The sequence below is a fragment of the Streptomyces sp. NPDC107454 genome, assembly GCF_055582885.1.
In genome coordinates this window covers 104367-123047 of sequence record NZ_JBVJPA010000004.1, presented here as the reverse complement: position 1 = coordinate 123047, position 18681 = coordinate 104367, and the positions used below count along the sequence as shown (strand labels likewise).

The window sequence follows — 18681 nt, the reverse complement described above, 5'->3', positions numbered from 1 at the left end:
GATCCGGCTCAGAGCGCGTGCGGGTCGGTGGGTGCCCGCGGTTCGTCGGGGATGTAGCAGGCGATGAGTGCGGCTGTGTCGTCGTTGAGACGGTTGTCGCTGTAGGCGAGCAGATCGTGGTGGAGCCGGTCGAGGAGTTCCCGGGGCGGGAGGACGCCCCAGGAGCGGACGCGCTGGACGAGTGGGTAGAAGGCGCCGTCCTCGTCGCGTGTCTCGGTGACGCCGTCGGTGTACAGCAGCAGCTGATCGCCCGGCCGGAAGGGATGTTCTTCGGCGCGGTAGGGCTCTCCGACGAGCACGCCGAGGTTGAGGGGCGGTGACGCCTGGTCCGTCTCCAGTTCGGTGACTTCGGCGGCGCTGATGAGCAGAGGGGGCGGGTGGCCGCAGTTGACGATCCGCACGACACGGTCGGGGCTCACGATTTCGGCGAAGACCGCGGTGGCGAAGCGCTCGGCCATGTCGCTGCTGGCGTAGTCGGCGGCCCGGCGGCTCATGCTGGTATCCACCCGTTCCGCCAGGGCGGCGAGGTCGGGTTCGTCGTGGGCGGCTTCGCGGAAGGCCCCGAGCAGGGCGGCGGCGGTCTCCACGGCGAACAGCCCCTTGCCCCGGACGTCGCCGATCACGAGGCGGAGGCCGTGCGTCGTGGGCACCGCCTCGTAGAGATCGCCTCCGACGCGTGCCTCCGCGTCGGCGGAGAGGTAGAAGCTCTCCACCAGGATGTCACCGACGCGGTGCGGAACGGGCCTGAGCAGGACGCGCTGGGCGATCTCGGCCACGAAGCGCACGGTGGCCAGCGTGCGCTCCCGTCGCATCCGGCTGACGGCCAGGATGGTCCCCAGGGTGCCGATGAGGACGGTGCAGAAATAGGCGGCCACGTAGTGGCGGTCCCACAGGTAGCCGACGGAACGTCCCGCACAGCACGGGGTACCGGCCAGAACCCCTTCGAACGCCACGGCGAAGACGGTGACACAGACGACCATCACGGGGCCGTGCGCGAAGGCGGCCACCAGCGGGAGAGCGATCAGCAGGAAGCTCACCGGCCACTCCACGGGCGTGATGGGCTCGATCACCAGGACGGCCGCGACGTAGAAGACAGGGAGCCAGCGCATCCACATAGGGGGTGCAGGCAGCGAGCGGCCCGTGCTGTTCGGGTGCGGCGCGGCGTTCTCCGCCTCCGCGCCACGGCCCCGCCACCTCACGGTGTCCCGGGACGCTGTGCGAGAGGCAGGAGCTCTGACACCAGCGAGGCAGGGGGATGCACCGAGAGCGGACCCACCAGCGGACGACACGACTGACGGCTCGTTTCATGCAGCCTGTTCACACGGAACTCCTGGCACACGGTTTCGGCAAGACGCCCAGCCTGCTGCGCCTGGGCACGGCGTACCCGTCATTGCTCCACTCAACGGCATGTCAGGCACCGGACCGTGCCGACGACACACCCGTCACCGCCCCTGTCCCGGGGAGTGCGTGCTTCAGAGTGCCTGGAGCTGGGTGAGCAGGCTCAGGGTGTCGGAGTTGACCCAGTACTCCGCGAACCTGTCGTCCCGCATACGGAGTGTGTCGGTGCCGGTGAAGGTGACCACGGTCCCCGGCCTGGCCTTGGCACCGGGGAAGCCGCCGGTGTAGGTGCCGGTGGCCGTCCAGCGCACCGATGCGTAGCGGCCGTCGACCAGTGGGGGGACCTGAATGGTGAAGCGCAGATCGGGGAATGCCGCGCGGGTCTTACCGATCCAGGCCACCAGGCCGTCGACGCCCCGGATGGAGCTGCCGTCACCGCCGTCGAGGAGGGCGGCGTGGACCCGGAAGCCGGGGGAGATGATCCCCGGGGCCTGCGCGAGATCGCCGTTCCAGAGCCGCAGCCACGCGTCGAGCATCGCCTTCGGCTTCTGCTCGGCCGCCCGACGGTCGTGGGCCGTGGCCGTCCGCCCGGCCGCGGTGGTCGGTGAGGTGTCCGCGGTGGCCGTCGTGGCGGTGAAGACGAGGACGGCGATCGCCGCGGGGACGAGCAGCCGTGCCCGGTGACGCCTCGGGGTGACAGGGGTGGTGGAGGTGGCGGTCATGGCGGTCATGGCGGTTCCTCGCGTTTCGGGTAAGGGAGGACGGACGGCAGGGGCAAGGTGTGTGATCGGCGGCGAGGTGCGCGATCGGCGGCTGCGGAAGAACCTGCTACGGGTTCAGTACGACCTTCCCGGCGACGGTGCCGGACTCGGCCAGTCGCAGGGCGTCGGCGACGCGGGTGAGGGGCAGTTGGGCGGCGATCTGCGCGGTGACGTCGCCGCGCTGGAGGGCTCCGAAGACCTGGGTGAGGTCGGCGCGCAGCTGGGCCCGGAACCGGTTCTTGGCCAGCGCCCGTCCGGCCCAGACGTTGAAGAAGTAGGCGCGGCGGCCGTTGGGCAGCGCGTTCCACAGCCACACCCGGCCGAGCAGCTTGAGCACGGGCCACTGCTTGGAGCCCTCGTCGTCCCGGGTGGAGGCGCTGCCGTACGAGACGAGCGTGCCGCCGGGCGCGAGGAGGCGCCAGGAGTCGACCGCGCTGCGACCGCCGACGTGGTCGAAGACGGCGTCCACCCCGGCGGGGGCGAGCTCGCGGACCCGTGCGGCCACGTCCTCGGTGCGGTAGTCGACGGGGATGACGCCCCGCTCCCGCAGCGCGTCGTGGTGACGCGCGGACGCCGTACCGATCACCTTCACGTCCGCGGCCCGGGCGAGCTGGACCAGGACCGAGCCGACGCCGCCGTTGGCACCGTGGACCAGGACGGTCTGCCCCGCGCGGACGCGTGCCTTGCGGTGCAGCATCTGCCAGGCGGTGATGCCGTTGACCACCACGGTCTCCGCCTCCGCCGCTCCGATCCCGTCGGGCACCGGCACCACGTCCGCCGCGTCGACGAGCACGTGGCTCGCCCAGCCGCCGACCTTGACCAGCGCGGCCACCCGGGTGCCGGCCAGCGCGGGCTCGACGCCCTCGCCGGTCGTGAGGACGGTGCCGACCAGGTCGTAGCCGGGCACGAAGGGGAAAGCCGGCTGGTCGTAGTACCGGCCGCGGCGCATCTGCTGCTCCGCGAAGGAGACCCCGGTCGCCTCCATCCGGATCACGACCTGGCCGGGGCCCGCGACGGGCACGGCTCCGTGCCGGATCTCCAGCCCTTCCGGCTCCACCTTGCCCGGCAGTACGACCTCGACGAGTCCTTCGGCGTTCATGACGACCTCCACTGCTCTCCGCGTTGGTTACTCACTTTTGCGTTCGTTAGAAGTTATAACGCAACACGAAAGAGAGAGTCAAGAAGTTTGGTGATACCTTCTAACTGTATCTTGAACCTCTATCTTCGTGACTGCGGAGACTCCGCGACCGCGGAAAGGCGGCTGGTCATGGTCGACACGGGCGCGCAGACCCCGCGCGAGCGCTACCGCGCCCACGTACGTGCGGAGATCAGGGAACGCGCATGGGAGCAGATCGCCACCGCGGGGGCTTCCGCGCTCTCCCTCAACGCGATCGCCAAGCAGATGGGCATGAGCGGACCCGCGCTCTACCGGTACTGCGCCGGGCGCGACGAGTTGATCACCGAGCTCGTCAGGGAGGCGTACCGAAGCCTCGCCGACACCTTCCGCGCGACCGCGGCCTCCGGGTCCGGTCCCGGACCGGCCGCTCTGGCTCATGCCCTGCGCGGGTGGGCCCTGGCCGACCCCCAGCGGTACTTCCTCGTCTACGGCACCCCCGTCCCCGGCCACCACGCGCCCGACGACGTCACCGCGATCGCGTCAGAGATCATGACGACCCTGCTCGACGCCTGCGCCGCGCCGCCCCCGGACGGCCCCGAGGCCCTGCGCCGGACCCTGACCTTCTGGACCCGGCTGCACGGACTGCTTTCCCTGGAACTCGCCGGCCACTTCACCGGGATGGACGTCGACCCCGCCCTGATGTTCGCCGCCGAACTGGACGACCTGCCGCGGCACCGAGGAGACCGACGCCCCGCTCCTCGTACTCAGTGAAGCGCGGCCCCCTCCGGAACGACCACCTGGTCGGCCATGCGCTGGATCTGTTCCGTGGGGAGGGCAACCGCCATGGCCCAGTAGTAGACGGCGAGGCTGAGGACCGTGACCGCCGCCATGTCCCACCACATGGGGAACCACGGATGCTCGAGGGGGCCGAAGTCGCTGGCGTAGACGATGAGGCCCATGCCGATCAGGTAGGCGGGGAGCCACTGGGCGGCACGCAGATCGAGTCGGGGCGTGATCGGGTTCATCCTGAACACGCGGTTGGCGATGAGGACGACGTAGCCGATCAGGATCGCGATGCCCAGTTTCCAGTCCGTGGTCCAGCCCGACCACAGGATCAGGAAGTTGGCGACGACGAAGGCCAACGGGGACATCCAGCCGCCGCCGGGCAGCCGGTACGGACGGTCGACGTGCGGGAGGCGGCGGCGGAAGACCCCGAAGGACAGGGGCGCACCGGCGTACATCAGCACGCTGGCACTGGTGATCAGCCCCACGAGCGAGCGCCAGCTCGGGAACGGCAGGAAGCACACGCAGCCGACCACGAAGGCGACGATGAGACCGACCCACGGCACCCCGCTCCGGTTGGTCGCCTCGAAGACCGACGGCACATAGCCGTTGCGGCTGAGTCCGTAGGAGACCCGCGAGGAGCCGGTGATGTAGATCAGGCCGGTGCCCGCGGGCGAGACCACCGCGTCGAGGTAGAGGACCGTGGCCAGCCAGCCCAGACCGATGAGCGTGGCGACCTGCGCGAACGGACCGGTGAGGGTGTTGAAGGCTGCGGTGGCCCAGGTGCTCTGGATCTGGGAGGCGGGAAGCGCGGCGAGGAACGCGATCTGAAGCAGGATGTAGATGATCGCGCCGATCACGATGGAGCCGATCACCGCACGCGGGATGTCGCGTTTCGGGTTGGCGCTCTCACCGGCGAGCTGGTCGGCCTGTTCGAATCCGAGCAGCGCGAAGACGATGCCGCTGGAGGAGACCGCGGACAGGATGCCTTTGGCGCCGTAGGGGTTGAACCCGTCGGCGGCGGTGAAGTTGCCGACATGGAACTGGGCGAGGGCGAACACGAAGATCGTCAGCAGCGGGATGCCGACCTTCCACCAGGTCGCCGCGCTGTTGGTGCGGGCCAGCAGGCGGATGCTGAGGAAGTTGACGGCGGTGATCACCGCCATCAGCCCGACCGCGACGGCGATCCCGGAGGCGGTCAGGATGTGCTGGCCCCCCTGGGTCTTCAGCCAGCCGTTCGCTCATGAGTAGTGCCGGCCGTACGTGATCATGGCCAGCACCTCGATCGGTGCCACCGTGGCCGCCTGGAGCCAGGAGAACCAGCCGAACGACGCTCCCGCCGCGCCGCCGAACGCGTAGTGCGGGAAGCGGGCCGTACCGCCGGACACCGGGTACATACCGCCGAGTTCGGCGTGCACCAGGGCCAGGATGAGGATCGCGACACCACCGATCCCCCAGGAGATGATCGCGGCCGGACCCGCCGCCGCCAGGGCGCCCTGTGCGCCGAACAGCCAGCCGGAGCCGATGATCGACCCCTCCGAGGCCCAGATCAGCCCGATGAATCCGACTTCTCGCCGCAGGCCGGGGGGTCCGGCCTGTGTGGCGGGTGCCGCTTCGGTAGTGCCCATGACCCTCACCCCCGCACCAAAGGGGACGAACATCGCAATAGGACGATATTGACACTTTAACGTCCGCGCGATGTGAGCACGAGAGGGTGCGACGGGCCCGTTCCACCTCGACGACCATTGACATGCACGCAACATGCTTCCAACACTGAACCCCAAAGGTCCATACCTTCTCCGGCAGTTGAGAATGGAAGGGGTTCACCCATGCGACGTGTTACGCGTCTTCGCTGGGGCCTGTCCCTCCTGTTAGCCCTCGGCACCTGCACTCTGGGGCTGTTGCCCGTCGACACGGCGACGGCACAACCGTCCGGTCCCCGCCCCCTCTCCCCCGGCCTGGTCACCGCCATGCAGCGGGACCTCGGCCTCAGCGCGTCGCAGGCCCGCACCAGGGGCGAGCGTGAAACCGCCGCCGCCGGGCTCGCGCCGCGGGCCGAACGGGCGGCGGGGCGGACGTTCGGCGGTTCCTGGTACGACCCGGCGCGCGGCACCCTCGTCGTCGGAGTCACCGACACGGGCACCGCGACGGCCGACGCGGTACGAGCCACCGGCGCCACGGTCGTACGGGTCGCGCACAGCGCCCGGACGCTGGACGCGGCCAAGGCCGCCCTCGACGACACCGCCACGTCGGACGGCGCCCCCACAGCCGTCCGCAGTTGGCATGTCGACCCCCGTACCAGCAGCCTGGTGGCCGAGGTCCGAAAGGGCGCGGAACACAGCGCCGCGGTGACGGCGTTCCTGGCGCCCGCGCGCGAGGCAGGTCTGCTCACGGTCCACACCTCCGCGACCGCGCAGACGCCGCGCACGTTCTCCGCGGGCACCGTCGGCGGCGACCCGTACTACATCAACGGCAACACCCGCTGCTCCATAGGCTTCTCCGTGGTGGGCGGCTTCGTGAGCGCCGGGCACTGCGGCTCGGCCGGCAGTTCGGTGGCCGGCTGGGACGGCTCGGCGATGGGCACCTTCGCCGGATCGTCGTTCCCGGGCAACGACTACTCGTACATCCGGATCGGCAACGGCTGGTGGACCGTACCGGTGGTGCTCGGCTGGGGCACCGTCAGCGACGTACTGGTCCGCGGCTCGGCCGTGGCCCCCGTCGGCTCGTCCATCTGCCGCTCCGGCTCCACCACCCACTGGCACTGCGGCACCGTGCTGACCCAGAACGAGACCGTCAACTACAGCCAGGGATCCGTCTACGGCCTGACCGGCACCAGCGTCTGCGCCGAACCCGGGGACTCCGGCGGCTCGTTCATCACCGGCGACCAGGCCCAGGGCGTGGCCTCGGGCGGCTGGGGCGACTGCACGAGCGGCGGCCAGACCTGGTTCCAGCCCGTGAACGAGATCCTCAGTACGTACGGACTCACCCTCGTCACCGCCTGACCGCCACGGGCCGCGGGCCGAGCGTTCCCCGCTCGGCCCGCGGTCGGCCCGTCGTCGGGGAGAAGCGCTCCCGCGGTCACCGGCAGGTCACTGCTGACGGAGATCCTTCACCCGGCGGAGCTTGCCCAGGGAGCGCTCCAGGGTCTCCGGGTCGACGATCGCCACCTCGACGGTGACCCCCACGCCGTCCTTGACCCCCTGGGCGATCGTCTTCGCGGCCGCCTCCCGCTGCTCGGTCCCGGCCCCGGGACGCGCCTCGACGCGTACGGTCATGTGGTCCATCCGGCCGCGCCGGGTCAGCTGCACCTGGAAGTGCGGGGCGACTCCGGGTGTGCGCAGCACGATCTCCTCGATCTGGCTGGGGAAGACGTTCACGCCGCGCAGGATGATCATGTCGTCGGAGCGGCCGGTGATCTTCTCGATGCGGCGGAAGGCGGGCCGGGCGGTGCCGGGCAGCAGCCGGGACAGGTCGCGGGTCCGGTAACGGATGATCGGCAGGGCCTCCTTGGTGAGGGAGGTGAAGACCACCTCGCCCTCCTCGCCCTCGGGCAGCACGGCGCCGGTGAACGGATCGACCACCTCGGGGTAGAAGTGGTCCTCCCACACGTGCAGCCCGTCCTTGGTCTCGACGCACTCCTGCGCCACCCCCGGGCCGATGACCTCGGACAGGCCGTAGATGTCGACCGCGTGGATGTCCATGCGCTCCTCGATCTCACGGCGCATCGCCTCCGTCCACGGCTCGGCCCCGAAGATGCCCACCTGGAGGGAGGTCGTGCGCGGGTCGACGCCCTGCCTCTCGAACTCGTCGAGCAGGGTGAGCATGTAGGACGGGGTGACCATGATGATCTCGGGCTCGAAGTCCTGGATGATCTGAACCTGACGGGCCGTCATGCCGCCGGAGGCGGGGATCACCGTACAGCCGGCGCGCTCGGCGCCGTAGTGCGCGCCCAGGCCGCCGGTGAACAGGCCGTAGCCGTAGGAGATGTGCACCTTGTGCCCGCGCCGGCCGCCGGCCGCACGGATGGAGCGGGCGATCATGTCGGCCCACATGGAGAGGTCGTTCTCGGTGTATCCGACGACCGTGGGGCGGCCCGTGGTGCCGCTGGAGGCGTGGATGCGCCGCACGTCCGCCATCGGGACGGCGAACATGCCGAAGGGGTACGTCTCCCGCAGATCCGCCTTGGTGGTGAAGGGGAACCGCGACAGGTCCTCCAGGGAGCGGCAGTCGTCGGGCTTGATCCCGGCCTCGTCGAACTTCCTGCGGTACAGCGCCACGTTGTCGTACGCGTGCCGCAACGTCGCCCGCAGCCGGTCGAGTTGGAGCTCCCTCAGCTGCTCTCGGGTGAGGCGCTCGCCCTCGTCCAGCAGTTCCTGCGGAAGCGGCTCTCCCCGGCGGGCCGGGCGGGGTCCCGTGGCCGCGCCGGCCGTCGCTGCGGTGTTCATCGCGACTCCTTCGTCGTCGTGCCTCTGATACTGCGGCTGCGTCCGCGGAACTCCGCGATCACCTCGTCGCCGCGCAGCACGCTCACGTCGTAGATGCCGCTGCGGCCGAACCGGGTGCGCTCCCGTGCCGTGGCCACCAGAACATCACCCTCGTACGCCGGGGCGACGAAGTCGATGTCGGCCCCGGCCGCGACGGTCACGGGTCCGTGGCTGTTGCAGGCGCAGGCGAAGGCGGTGTCGGCGAGCAGGAACAGATAGCCGCCATGGGCGATCCCGTGTCCGTTCACCATCGCCGGCGTCAGGGTCATCCGGAGCACGGCGGTCCCTTCACCCTGCTCGAGAAGCTCGATGCCAAGCGCCCGGGACGCCTCGTCCCCGGCGAACATCGCCTCGGCGGGCGTCGCCCCGGTCGATGTCGCTCCTATGGCCTGCGTCACCTTTTTCACCACCTTGTGTCCCGACCGAACATTCGGTTAGCGTGCGGCACGGCTTAGTAATCCAGCATCACCACTGCCTGTCAAGAGGTGGAACGCATGCCCCGGAACCTCCCCGAGCGTCCGGACTTCTTCGCCCGTCACCATGATCGGCCGGGCACTCCCTTCGAGCTGCCCGGCCACCAGGCGAGCGGCCCCCGGCCTGCCGCGGGCCCCGACGTCCGGGCCGGTGCGGCGGCGGAGATCCCGGCCCGGCTGAACGCCGCGAGCTGCGAGATCGCGCACGCCGTGCGGCAGACCACCGGCCAGGCCTTCGCGAGGGCGTTCCGGGCGGGCGGACGATCGACGCGGGAGTGCACCTGTCGGAGAACCTCACCGGCGTCTTCGTGAACCAGTCCGCCGCCTTCAGCGACTTCCACGGCAGCGCCGCCGACCCGGCGGCCGGCGTCACCCGCTCCGACCCCGCCTTCGTCACCGGCCGCTTCGCCACGCTCCAGTCGCGTCGGCCCGCCACCGCCCAGGAACACACCGAGGAGTCCGCAGATGCCTGACGAGGTCTTTCTGATCGACGGCGCCCGCACCCCGCAGGGCAGGTACGGGGGCGCGCTGGCCTCCGTACGGCCGGACGACCTGGCGGCCCTGGTCGTCGGCGAGGCGGTGCGGCGCAGTGGGATCCCCGGCGAGGCCGTGGACGAGGTGATCCTCGGCGCGGCCAACCAGGCCGGTGAGGACAACCGGGACGTGGCCCGCATGGCCGTGCTGCTCGCCGGCCTCCCGCACACCGTGCCCGGTTACACCGTCAACCGGCTGTGCGCGTCCGGGCTGACGGCGGTCGCGAACGCGGCCCAGGCGATCCGGTCCGGGGAGGCCGACCTCGTCGTCGCCGGCGGCGTGGAGTCGATGACCCGCGCGCCCTGGGTGATGGCCAAGCCCGGCACCCCGTGGGCCAAGCCGGGCGAGGTGCACGACACCTCGCTGGGCTGGCGCTTCACCAACCCGCGCTTCACGGCCGCCGACCGGGCCGTGCCGGCGGGCGTGGGGCCGGAGACGGCCAGGGTGACCCTGTCGATGGGGGAGACCGCCGAAGAGGTCGCCGCGCTCGACGGCATCACCCGCGCCGACTCCGACGCCTTCGCACTGCGCAGCCACCAGCGGGCGGTGGCCGCGCAGGAGGCCGGACGCTTCGACCGCGAGATCGTACCGGTGCGGGTGAAGGACGGCGAGGTCACACGTGACGAGGGCCCGCGCCCCGGCACGACCCTGGAGAAGCTCGGCACCCTGCGGACCATCTTCCGGCCGGACGGCATCGTCACGGCCGGTTCCTCCTCGCCGCTGTCCGACGGCGCCGCCGCGCTGATGCTGGCGAGCGCGGCGGCCGTCGAGCGGTACGGGCTCACCCCGCGCGCCCGGATCATCACCGCCGCCTCGGCCGGCGTACAGCCCAACCTGATGGGACTCGGCCCCGTACCCGCCACCGAGAAGGCCCTTGCCCGGGCCGGCCTGGAGAGCGGCGACCTGGACGCGGTCGAGCTGAACGAGGCCTTCGCCGCGCAGGCACTCGCGGTGATGCGGCGGTTGAAGCTCGACGAGGAGAAGGTCAACGCCGACGGCGGTGCCATCGCGCTCGGCCATCCCCTCGGCTGCTCCGGCGCCCGCATCCTGCTCACGCTGATCGGCCGACTGGAGCGCGCGGACGCCCGCCGGGGCCTGGCCACCCTGTGCGTGGGTGTCGGCCAGGGCGTCGCGATGCTCGTGGAGCGCGTCTGAGCGCCGCGGACGAGTCCCCCGCCGTTCGCCCCGAGGCCCGAACGCCATCAGCGGGCCGATGGTCCGCGAACCGCACGCCGCGCCCGGCCGGACGAAGGTCCTGCCCGGCCGCACGAAAGTCTTGCCCGGCCGGAAGAAACCCGTCACACTGGAACCGAACGAATGGTCGGTAGGGAAGCTGGTATCGATGACCACGACACACTCCGCCGCCACCGGCGCCGACGGCGTCGGGCCGGCGGCCGAAGAGCGGCTCCAGGAGCACTTCGACGCGACCGTCGCGCGTGACCAGCGGGTCGAGCCGCGCGACTGGATGCCCGACGGCTACCGCAAGACGCTGATCCGGCAGATCGCGCAGCACGCGCACTCGGAGATCATCGGCATGCAGCCGGAGGGCGAGTGGATCACCCGCGCGCCGTCGCTGCGCCGCAAGGCCATCCTGTTCGCGAAGGTCCAGGACGAGGCCGGGCACGGGCTGTATCTGTACTCGGCGGCCGAGACCCTGGGCGCGGACCGCGCCGACCTCACCGAGCGACTCATCGAGGGCCGTCAGAAGTACTCGTCGATCTTCAACTACCCCACCCTGAGCTTCGCCGACGTCGGCGTGATCGGCTGGTTCGTCGACGGCGCCGCGATCTGCAACCAGGTGCCGCTGTGCAGGAGTTCCTACGGCCCCTACGCGCGCGCCATGGTGCGGATCTGCAAGGAGGAGTCGTTCCACCAGCGCCAGGGGTACGAGTTGCTGCTGACCATGATGCGCGGCACCGACGCCCAGCGGGCGATGGTGCAGGACGCGGTGGACCGCTGGTGGTGGCCGTCGCTGATGATGTTCGGGCCGCCCGACGACAACTCCCCCAACTCGGCCCAGTCCATGGCCTGGAAGATCAAGCGCCACAGCAACGACGAACTGCGCCAACGCTTCGTGGACATGACCGTGCCGCAGGCCGAGAAGCTGGGCGTCGTCCTGCCCGACCCCGAGCTGCGCTGGAACGGGGAGCGCGGACGCCACGATTTCGGCACTCCGGACTGGGACGAGCTGATGCGGGTCATCAAGGGCGACGGACCGTGCAATACCGAGCGGATCTCCCGGCGGCGAACGGCCCACGAGGAGGGCGCCTGGGTCCGTGAGGCGGCCTCCGCCCACGCGGCCAAGCAGAGCGAGCGAGCCCGGAAGGAAGCGGCGGCATGAACGACATCGACGGCAAGAAGGACGGCTGGCCGCTGTACGAGGTGTTCGTACGGGGCAAGCGCGGACTGAACCACGTACACGTCGGCTCGCTGCACGCCGCCGACGACACGATGGCCCTCACCCACGCCCGTGACCTGTACACGCGTCGCAACGAGGGCGTCAGCATCTGGGTGGTGCGCTCGGAGCACATCGCCGCCTCCACCCGCGACGAGAAGGACCCGTTCTTCGCCCCGAGCGCCGACAAGGTCTACCGCCATCCGACCTTCTACGACATCCCCGACGACGTCCCGCACATCTGAGGAGCAGGGCATGAGTGACGACCACGTCTACCTGACCCTCGCCGAGGGACACGAGGACGACACCCGCTGGGCGTACGGCACCGGCTTCGAGGACCCCCTGCACGGCGTCGACACCACCGTGCCGGACGGGCTGGACGCCGCGGAGCTGGCGGCCTCCTGCGTCGCGCTCGCCGACGACGCGCTCGTGTGCGCCCAGCGACTGGCCGAGTGGACCACCCGTGCCCCCGAGCTGGAGGAGGAGGTGGCGCTCGCCAACATCGGCCTCGACCTGCTCGGCCAGGCCCGCCTGCTCTACGCGCGCGCCGGCCAGGTGGACGGCACGGGCCGCGACGAGGACGCCTACGCCTACTTCCGCGACGCCGACGACTTCCGCAACGTACGCCTGGCCGAACTCCCCAACGGGGACTTCGCGTTCTGTGTCGTGCGGCTCCTGGCACTGTCCAGCTGGCGGCTCGCACACTTCGAGCGGCTCGCCGCGCACCCCGACCCGGTGCTCTCGGCCATCGCCGCGAAGGGCGTCAAGGAACTGGCCTACCACCGCCAGTACGCGGCCGAGTGGGCCGTGCGCCTGGGCGACGGTACGGCGGAGTCCCACCGCAGGATGCGTACGGCGCTGGAGCGGGTCGCCCCGTACCTGGGCGAGTTGTTCACGGCCTACGACGTACGGGACGAGGTCGTCGCCGTGCTGCGTCAGGTGACCGAGGCGGGCGGACTGCCCATGCCCGTGTACCGGCCGCTGCCCGGCTCCGGACGCGCGGGCGAACACACCGAGCATCTGGCGCCGCTGCTGGCCGAGTTGCAGAGCGTGGCCCGCGCCCATCCGGAGGCGACATGGTGACCGTACCGACCGACGTGCGACGGGCCCGGCACATCGCCGAACAGGTGCCCGACCCCGAGCTGCCCATGCTCACCCTCGCCGACCTGGGCGTGCTGCGCGAGGTGTCGCTCGCCCCCGACGGCACGGTCGTCGCGAGCCTCACGCCGACCTACTCGGGCTGCCCGGCGATGGCGGAGATGCGCGCTGACGTGGCCGCGCGGCTTGCGGCCGGCGGGTACGAGCGCGTCGAGATCCGTACCGTCCTCGACCCGCCGTGGACCAGCGACTGGATCACCCCGGCGGGTCGACGCAAGCTCACCGAACACGGGATCGCCCCGCCCGGCGCCGCGCCTCGGCGCCCGGCCGGTCCCGTGCCGCTCGTACTGACCACCACCCGGCGGGCCGCCGTGCCCTGCCCGCGCTGCGGCTCGGCGGACACGGAGGAGACCTCCCGCTTCGCCGCCACGTCCTGCAAGGCTCTCTGGCGCTGCCGTGCCTGCCTGGAACCGTTCGAGTACGTCAAGGAGATCTGATGGACGACCTGATGGAGTCGGCCGCCCCCGCCCCGGCGGTACGCCCGCGTACCCGCCGTCGGCCGGCCTTCCACTCCCTGCGGGTCGCCGCCGTGCAGCCCCTGTGCGAGGACGCGGCCGCGGTCGGCTTCGACATCCCGGTGGAGCTGGCCGAGGAGTTCGCCTTCGCCCCCGGGCAGTCGCTCACCCTGCGGCGCGAGGTCGACGGCCGTGACGAGCGCCGCTCGTACTCCATCTGCTCGCCGGCCGGATCGGTGCCGCGCATCGGGGTGCGGGTGGTGCCGGGCGGCCTGTTCTCCGCATGGCTGGTACGGGAGGTGCGCCCCGGAGACATGGTCGAGGTCATGGCCCCGACCGGCGCCTTCACACCCGACCTCGCCACCCCCGGCCATCATGTGCTGATCGCCGCGGGCTCCGGCATCACCCCCATGCTGTCCATCGCCGAGTCGGTGCTGGCCGCGGACTCCCGCTCGACGGTCACCCTCTTCTACGGCAACCGGCGCACCGACACCGTGATGTTCGCCGACGAGCTGGCCGACCTGAAGGACCTCTACCCGGCCCGGTTCCAGCTCGCCCACGTCCTCTCCCGCGAGCCCCGCGAGGCCGAGGTGCTCTCCGGCCGGCTGGACGCCGAGCGGCTGTCGGCGCTCGTCGGCTCGCTGGTCGACGTGGCGGGCACGGACCACTGGTGGCTGTGCGGCCCGCACGGCATGGTCCGCGACGCCCAGCGGGTACTGGCCGGGCTCTACGTGCCGGCCGACCGGATCCACCAGGAGCTGTTCTACGCCGACGACGAGCCCGTGCGGGAGGTGCACCACCAGGACGCGGCCACCGTGGGCCCGGTCAGCGAGGTCACCATCACGCTCGACGGCCGCTCCACGACCGCCGCCCTGCCCCGCGGTCGGAGCATCCTCGACGGCGCCCAGAAGACCCGTCCCGACCTGCCCTTCGCCTGCAAGGGCGGCGTGTGCGGCACCTGCCGGGCCCTGGTCACCGACGGCAAGGCCGACATGCGCCGCAACTTCGCCCTCGAACCCGCCGAGGTCGACGCGGGGTATGTCCTTACCTGCCAGTCGTTCCCCGTCACGGAGACGCTCGCCGTCGACTACGACAGCTGACGCGGTCGTCCATGACCATCGCCATCACCATCGTCGGGAATGGTTGCGGCAGCTCGGCGTGACATCCGTCACGCCGAGTTCCCGTATCAACGTGGTGCGGTAGTACATGACGCCTGGGCGATATAGCCAGACTTGCCACCCGCAATCCGACATACGTGCGCATGTTCCACTGGCATACGCCAAACGCGGTGGCGTCACGCCGTCCGCCGGGCACACGAAGCCTTCTGACGGAACGTCAGATCATGCCGCGCCCCGGTAAGCCGGGTCTGCACACCCATACGCCCGATTCAAGGACGTTCGGGGCCTACGAGGCCGGGTAGTAGTGACGCTCGTTGCCGCTTACTCACGCAGGTTTTAACAATGGCGGCGCAAAACGGCGTCACCACAGCTCAGGCACAGTGTCCGTGCGGAGCCGGCCCACCGGTGGCGCCCCCCGCGACGACCGAGCGAGGCCCGCATGAGCAAGCACCGCAGGAAGACGCGCCACCGGCAGATCACCATCGCTGCCGTCGTGCTGAGCGCGCTGGCAGTACCGACCGCCGCCATGGCGTGCATGAACGACCAGAGCGCCTCGGACGCCGGGTCCTCCCGTCAGTGGCAGGGCTCGAAGAACTGGCAGAACTGGCAGAACGCGTCCCATCAGGAGCGGTGGAAGGGCGGCGGCTGGACCGCGCGGACCCACAAGCCGACTGCGCACGCCACCACCGCGCCCGCCGCGCCCGCCTCCACGACTCCCGCCGCACCGGAGGCGCCCGCTTCGACGGCACCCTCCGCGCCCGAGGCGCCCGCCTCCACGGCACCCGCCACACCCGAGGCGCCCGCCTCGTCGGCACCCTCGGCACCCTCCGCGCCCGCGGCCACCGCCAGCGCGTCCCCGAGCACCGCGGGCACGACGGCCCCGGCGTCCGCCGCCGTGACGCGTGTCGTGGCCCTCGTCAACAGTGAGCGCGGCAAGGTCGGCTGCTCCCCGCTGACCCTCAACGCGAAGCTCTCGAAGGCCGCGCAGGATCACAGCGCGGACATGGCGAGCCACCAGAACATGTCGCACACGGGCTCCGATGGTTCGGACCCCGGTCAACGCATCACGAGCGCCGGCTACACCTGGAGCGCGTACGGCGAGAACGTCGCGTTCGGATACTCCACCCCCGAGGAGGTCATGGCGGGCTGGATGTCCAGTCCCGGCCACAAGCGCAACATCCTGGACTGCGGCTTCAAGGAGATCGGCGTAGGTCTCTCACAGCCCGGCAGCTACTGGACGCAGGACTTCGGCACGGCCCGTTGACCTACGCCTCGCGGCGGCCTTCGTCATATTCCTCCGCTGCGGCCGCACGGTGTGAAGGAACCGAGCGCAGCACCCGGGTCCACCGGTCCGCCGGCCCGCTCGGCGAACCGGACCCGGCCGCCTCGGGGCGGGACGGAGCCGGGGCAGCCGTCACGACCGGCCTCCGCCACCCGTTCGGGAACGGCCGAGTAGGGAACGCCCGGGTAGGGAAGGGCCGGGTCGGCGACTGCCGGGCCGGCATCCACCGGGTCGGCAACCGCCGGGCCTTGCACCGCCGGGCCGGCATCCGCCAGGTCGGCAACCGCCGGGCCTTGCACCGCCGGGTCAGCATCCGCCAGGTCGGCAACCGCCGGGCCTTGCACCGCCGGGTCAGCATCCGCCAGGTCGGCAACCGCCGGGCCTTGCACCGCCAGGTCAGCATCCGCCAGGTCGGCAACCGCCGGGCCCTGCACCGCCAGGTCAGCATCCGCCAGGTCGGCAACTGACGGGGCCTCCACCGCCGGAACGGCAACCGCCGAGTCCTCCACCACCAGGCCGGCAACCGCCGGGCCCTGCACCACCGGATCCTCCACCACCAGGTCGGAAACCGCCGGGCCCTCCACCGCCGGAACGGCAACCGCCGAGTCCTCCACCACCAGGTCGGCAACCGCCGGGCCCTGCACCGCCGGGACGGCAACCGTCGGAACGGCAACCGTCGGCTTGTGGAGCAGGAGGAGCGCCGCGTCGTCGTGCAGTCGGCCGCCGACATGCGCCAGCAGTTCGTCGTGCAGCGCGGTGAGCGTGCGCGCCGGCTCGTCGCACAGGTGGCGGGCCAGCCCCTCGGCCAGCGGGTAGAACTCACGGTGGTGGTTGCGGGCCTCGGTGACCCCGTCGGTGTAGAGCAGCAGCTGATCCCCGTCGCCGAAGGGCAGCACCTGGAGGCTGGGAGTCTCGCCCGTGAGAGCGTTCAGCCCGAGCGGCGGGGCGGGATGGGTGGGATCCACCGGCACAACGCCTCCGGACGCACGCACCAGCAGCGGCGGCGCATGTCCGCAGTTCACCACCTCCAGATGCCCTGCCTGCGGGTATCCGGCCACGACCGCGGTGACGAAGTCGTCGGTACCGAGGTTGCGCGCCAGGCTCCGCTCGATCCTGGCGACGACGGCGAGGAGGTCGGGCTCGTCGTAGGCGGCCTCCTGGAAGACACCCAGGACGAGTGCGGCGGTGCTCACGGCCGGCAGCCCCTTGCCGCGCACATCCCCGACGATCAGCCTGACGCCGTACGGAGTGGGCAGCAGCGCGTAAAGATCCCCGCCGATACGGGCCTCCGCCGCCGCCGCGCTGTAGCGGACCGCCACCTGAAACGGCCCGACCGTCGCCGGTACCGGCTTGAGCAGCGCATGCTGGGCGGCCTCCGCGACCGAGCGCACGGCCGCGAGCACCCGCTCACGACGCCCCCGCAGCGCGCCGGACAGGCCACTCGCGAGAGTGACGGCCGCCAGCGCGGACAGCACGGCCACCAGTTCGCGGCCCGGCACACCGTCCCGGATCCCGAGCGCGGCACCCAGCACCGCGGCGAGGAGACCGACGCACAGGACCCCGCGCGGCCCGCTGGTGGTGGCGGCCAGCGCGGGCCCGGCCACGAGCAGGGAGAGCCAGATCACGCCCGCTCCGCCGACGAGGCCGATGAGCACGACACCGAGAACGATCAGCACGGACAGGACCGGCGTACCCGAAGCCAGGTGTGCGGCGGCGCGTGTCCGGGCCGACGCCCCGGGACCGGCCACACGGTTCCTGATCGGCCCTATCGGCCAGTGATCGCCACCATGGTCTCGGACCTGACTCATGTTTCGTCCGCAGTCCTCACCGTGCGCCACCGCACTCCGGAAATGTCTGTTTCATCCAGGAAACGGCTTAGGGTCGGACGCGACAAGGACAGGGATTTCAGATAGTGAGCGAGAGGCTCCTGGTCACGCGGTTCGCGGTCGGCATCAACCGCTGCAGAACCTCCTCGAGCCGGGGGAGCCGGTTCGCCGGCAGCGAGACACCGAGCGAACCGAGCGTCTCCCCGCTGTACACCGGCACCGCGACACACACCGTCCCGAGCGCGTACTCCTCCAGATCCGTGACGGCCGGAGCCATCGGCGAGGAATCCAGCCGCCGCAACAACTCCGACGGACTAGTGATCGTCCGCGGCGTGAGATCCGCCAGGGAATGCCGCGAGAGGTAGTCCTCGCGCGACTCGTCGTCCAGTTCCCGCAGCACACACTTGCCCAGCGCGGTCGCGTGCCCCGCGTCCTCCATCCCCACCCACACATCCACCCGCGGTGCCCGGGGACCGTCGACGATCTCCGCGACCCGGATCTCACCCTCCTCGTAGAAGGTGAGATACGCGGCAGCCCCGACCTCGTCCCGCAACGCGGTCAGTGCGGGACGCACCCGCCCCAGCAACGCCTGCCCACGCCCCGAACTGTGCAGCGACTGCACCTTGTCCCCCAGCACGAACCCGCCGTCGTCCAGCTTGCGCACATAGCCGTCGTGCATCATCGTCCGCAGCAGGTGATACGCCGTGGCCAGGGGCAGCCCCGTCTCCCGCGCGAGCTGCTTCGCCGGCACACCGTTCTCGTGCGCGCCCACCGCCTCCAGCAGACGAAACGCCCGCTGCACGGACGTGATCAGCGTGGGGCCGTCACGAACACCCATACGACCAGCCTGCTCCGGACACGCCACAGGAGCAAGGCGGCACCGCCCCGCCCGACCCCGCGCACGGATCCGGCGAACGGCCGATGCCCTGGCTTGAGGGCGGAACGGCGCCGCGGGAG

The 18681-nt window shown here is 71.2% G+C and carries 16 protein-coding genes and 3 pseudogenes; 11 read left to right on the top strand and 8 right to left on the bottom strand.

Features of this window, described 5'->3' with window-relative positions:
* Positions 1-8: 8 nt before the first annotated feature.
* From ACZ69M_RS10755 to ACZ69M_RS10745, 3 genes are all read right to left on the bottom strand, one after another.
* On the bottom strand, positions 9-1109 hold the full coding sequence (locus tag ACZ69M_RS10755) for a PP2C family protein-serine/threonine phosphatase (protein WP_470048602.1): 1101 nt from the start codon (positions 1107-1109) through the stop codon (positions 9-11).
* Between the two features lie 363 nt (positions 1110-1472).
* The gene (locus ACZ69M_RS10750) at positions 1473-2069 is read right to left on the bottom strand and encodes an ester cyclase (protein WP_470048600.1); all 597 of its coding nucleotides are present in this window, start codon (positions 2067-2069) and stop codon (positions 1473-1475) included.
* Positions 2070-2166: 97 nt separating this feature from the next.
* On the bottom strand, positions 2167-3198 hold the full coding sequence (locus ACZ69M_RS10745; RefSeq protein ID WP_470048598.1) for a medium chain dehydrogenase/reductase family protein: 1032 nt from the start codon (positions 3196-3198) through the stop codon (positions 2167-2169).
* Between the two features lie 168 nt (positions 3199-3366).
* On the opposite strand from ACZ69M_RS10745, the gene ACZ69M_RS10740 reads away from it, so the two are divergent.
* Positions 3367-3987 carry a TetR/AcrR family transcriptional regulator gene (locus tag ACZ69M_RS10740; RefSeq protein WP_470048596.1) on the top strand — a complete coding sequence of 207 codons (621 nt, stop codon included), beginning with the start codon at positions 3367-3369 and terminating at the stop codon, positions 3985-3987.
* Here the strand turns inward: ACZ69M_RS10740 and ACZ69M_RS10735 are convergent.
* Positions 3981-5627: pseudogene (locus ACZ69M_RS10735) on the bottom strand (APC family permease). The gene ACZ69M_RS10740 and the pseudogene ACZ69M_RS10735 overlap by 7 nt on opposite strands.
* Before the next feature lie 201 nt (positions 5628-5828).
* On the opposite strand from ACZ69M_RS10735, the gene ACZ69M_RS10730 reads away from it, so the two are divergent.
* Positions 5829-7001 carry a S1 family peptidase gene (locus tag ACZ69M_RS10730; protein ID WP_470048594.1) on the top strand — a complete coding sequence of 391 codons (1173 nt, stop codon included), beginning with the start codon at positions 5829-5831 and terminating at the stop codon, positions 6999-7001.
* An 87-nt stretch (positions 7002-7088) separates the two neighbouring features.
* On the opposite strand, the gene paaK is transcribed toward ACZ69M_RS10730, so the two are convergent.
* Both paaK and paaI read right to left on the bottom strand, forming a co-directional pair.
* Positions 7089-8444, bottom strand: a complete 1356-nt coding sequence (paaK, locus tag ACZ69M_RS10725; RefSeq protein ID WP_470048593.1) for a phenylacetate--CoA ligase PaaK — start codon at positions 8442-8444, stop codon at positions 7089-7091.
* Positions 8441-8830, bottom strand: a complete 390-nt coding sequence (gene paaI, locus ACZ69M_RS10720; protein ID WP_470049325.1) for a hydroxyphenylacetyl-CoA thioesterase PaaI — start codon at positions 8828-8830, stop codon at positions 8441-8443. Before paaI ends, paaK begins: the two co-directional genes overlap by 4 nt.
* 147 nt (positions 8831-8977) lie before the next feature.
* On the opposite strand from paaI, the gene ACZ69M_RS10715 reads away from it, so the two are divergent.
* The 9 genes and pseudogenes from ACZ69M_RS10715 to ACZ69M_RS10675 all read left to right on the top strand — a co-directional run bounded on the left by ACZ69M_RS10715 (position 8978) and on the right by ACZ69M_RS10675 (position 15880).
* On the top strand, positions 8978-9268 hold the full coding sequence (locus tag ACZ69M_RS10715; RefSeq protein WP_470048591.1) for a hypothetical protein: 291 nt from the start codon (positions 8978-8980) through the stop codon (positions 9266-9268).
* A pseudogene (locus tag ACZ69M_RS10710) lies at positions 9220-9429 on the top strand (phenylacetic acid degradation protein PaaN); the annotation flags it as partial. The gene ACZ69M_RS10715 and the pseudogene ACZ69M_RS10710, both read left to right, overlap by 49 nt.
* Positions 9422-10645 carry a thiolase family protein gene (locus tag ACZ69M_RS10705; RefSeq protein WP_470048589.1) on the top strand — a complete coding sequence of 408 codons (1224 nt, stop codon included), beginning with the start codon at positions 9422-9424 and terminating at the stop codon, positions 10643-10645. The pseudogene ACZ69M_RS10710 and the gene ACZ69M_RS10705, both read left to right, overlap by 8 nt.
* A gap of 187 nt (positions 10646-10832) precedes the next feature.
* Positions 10833-11831 (top strand): 1,2-phenylacetyl-CoA epoxidase subunit PaaA, encoded by a 999-nt coding sequence (gene paaA / locus ACZ69M_RS10700; protein ID WP_470048587.1) that lies wholly within the window; start codon positions 10833-10835, stop codon positions 11829-11831.
* A complete protein-coding gene (gene paaB / locus ACZ69M_RS10695) occupies positions 11828-12130 on the top strand; it encodes a 1,2-phenylacetyl-CoA epoxidase subunit PaaB (protein ID WP_470048586.1) in 303 nt (100 codons plus the stop codon). The genes paaA and paaB overlap by 4 nt, the downstream gene beginning before the upstream one ends.
* Positions 12131-12140: 10 nt before the next feature.
* A complete protein-coding gene (gene paaC, locus ACZ69M_RS10690; protein ID WP_470048584.1) occupies positions 12141-12968 on the top strand; it encodes a 1,2-phenylacetyl-CoA epoxidase subunit PaaC in 828 nt (275 codons plus the stop codon).
* Entirely contained in the window at positions 12962-13480 is a 519-nt protein-coding gene (paaD, locus tag ACZ69M_RS10685) for a 1,2-phenylacetyl-CoA epoxidase subunit PaaD (protein ID WP_470048582.1), read from the top strand. The genes paaC and paaD overlap by 7 nt, the downstream gene beginning before the upstream one ends.
* Positions 13480-14598 (top strand): 1,2-phenylacetyl-CoA epoxidase subunit PaaE, encoded by a 1119-nt coding sequence (gene paaE / locus ACZ69M_RS10680; RefSeq protein ID WP_470048580.1) that lies wholly within the window; start codon positions 13480-13482, stop codon positions 14596-14598. The genes paaD and paaE overlap by 1 nt, the downstream gene beginning before the upstream one ends.
* A gap of 457 nt (positions 14599-15055) precedes the next feature.
* Entirely contained in the window at positions 15056-15880 is an 825-nt protein-coding gene (locus tag ACZ69M_RS10675; RefSeq protein ID WP_470048578.1) for a CAP domain-containing protein, read from the top strand.
* A gap of 686 nt (positions 15881-16566) precedes the next feature.
* Here the strand turns inward: ACZ69M_RS10675 and ACZ69M_RS10670 are convergent.
* Together ACZ69M_RS10670 and ACZ69M_RS10665 are read right to left on the bottom strand one after the other, a co-directional pair.
* Positions 16567-17706 (bottom strand): annotated as a pseudogene (locus ACZ69M_RS10670) (PP2C family protein-serine/threonine phosphatase); the annotation flags it as partial.
* Positions 17707-17803: 97 nt separating this feature from the next.
* A complete protein-coding gene (locus ACZ69M_RS10665) occupies positions 17804-18562 on the bottom strand; it encodes an IclR family transcriptional regulator (protein WP_470048576.1) in 759 nt (252 codons plus the stop codon).
* Between the last annotated feature and the right edge of the window lie 119 nt (positions 18563-18681).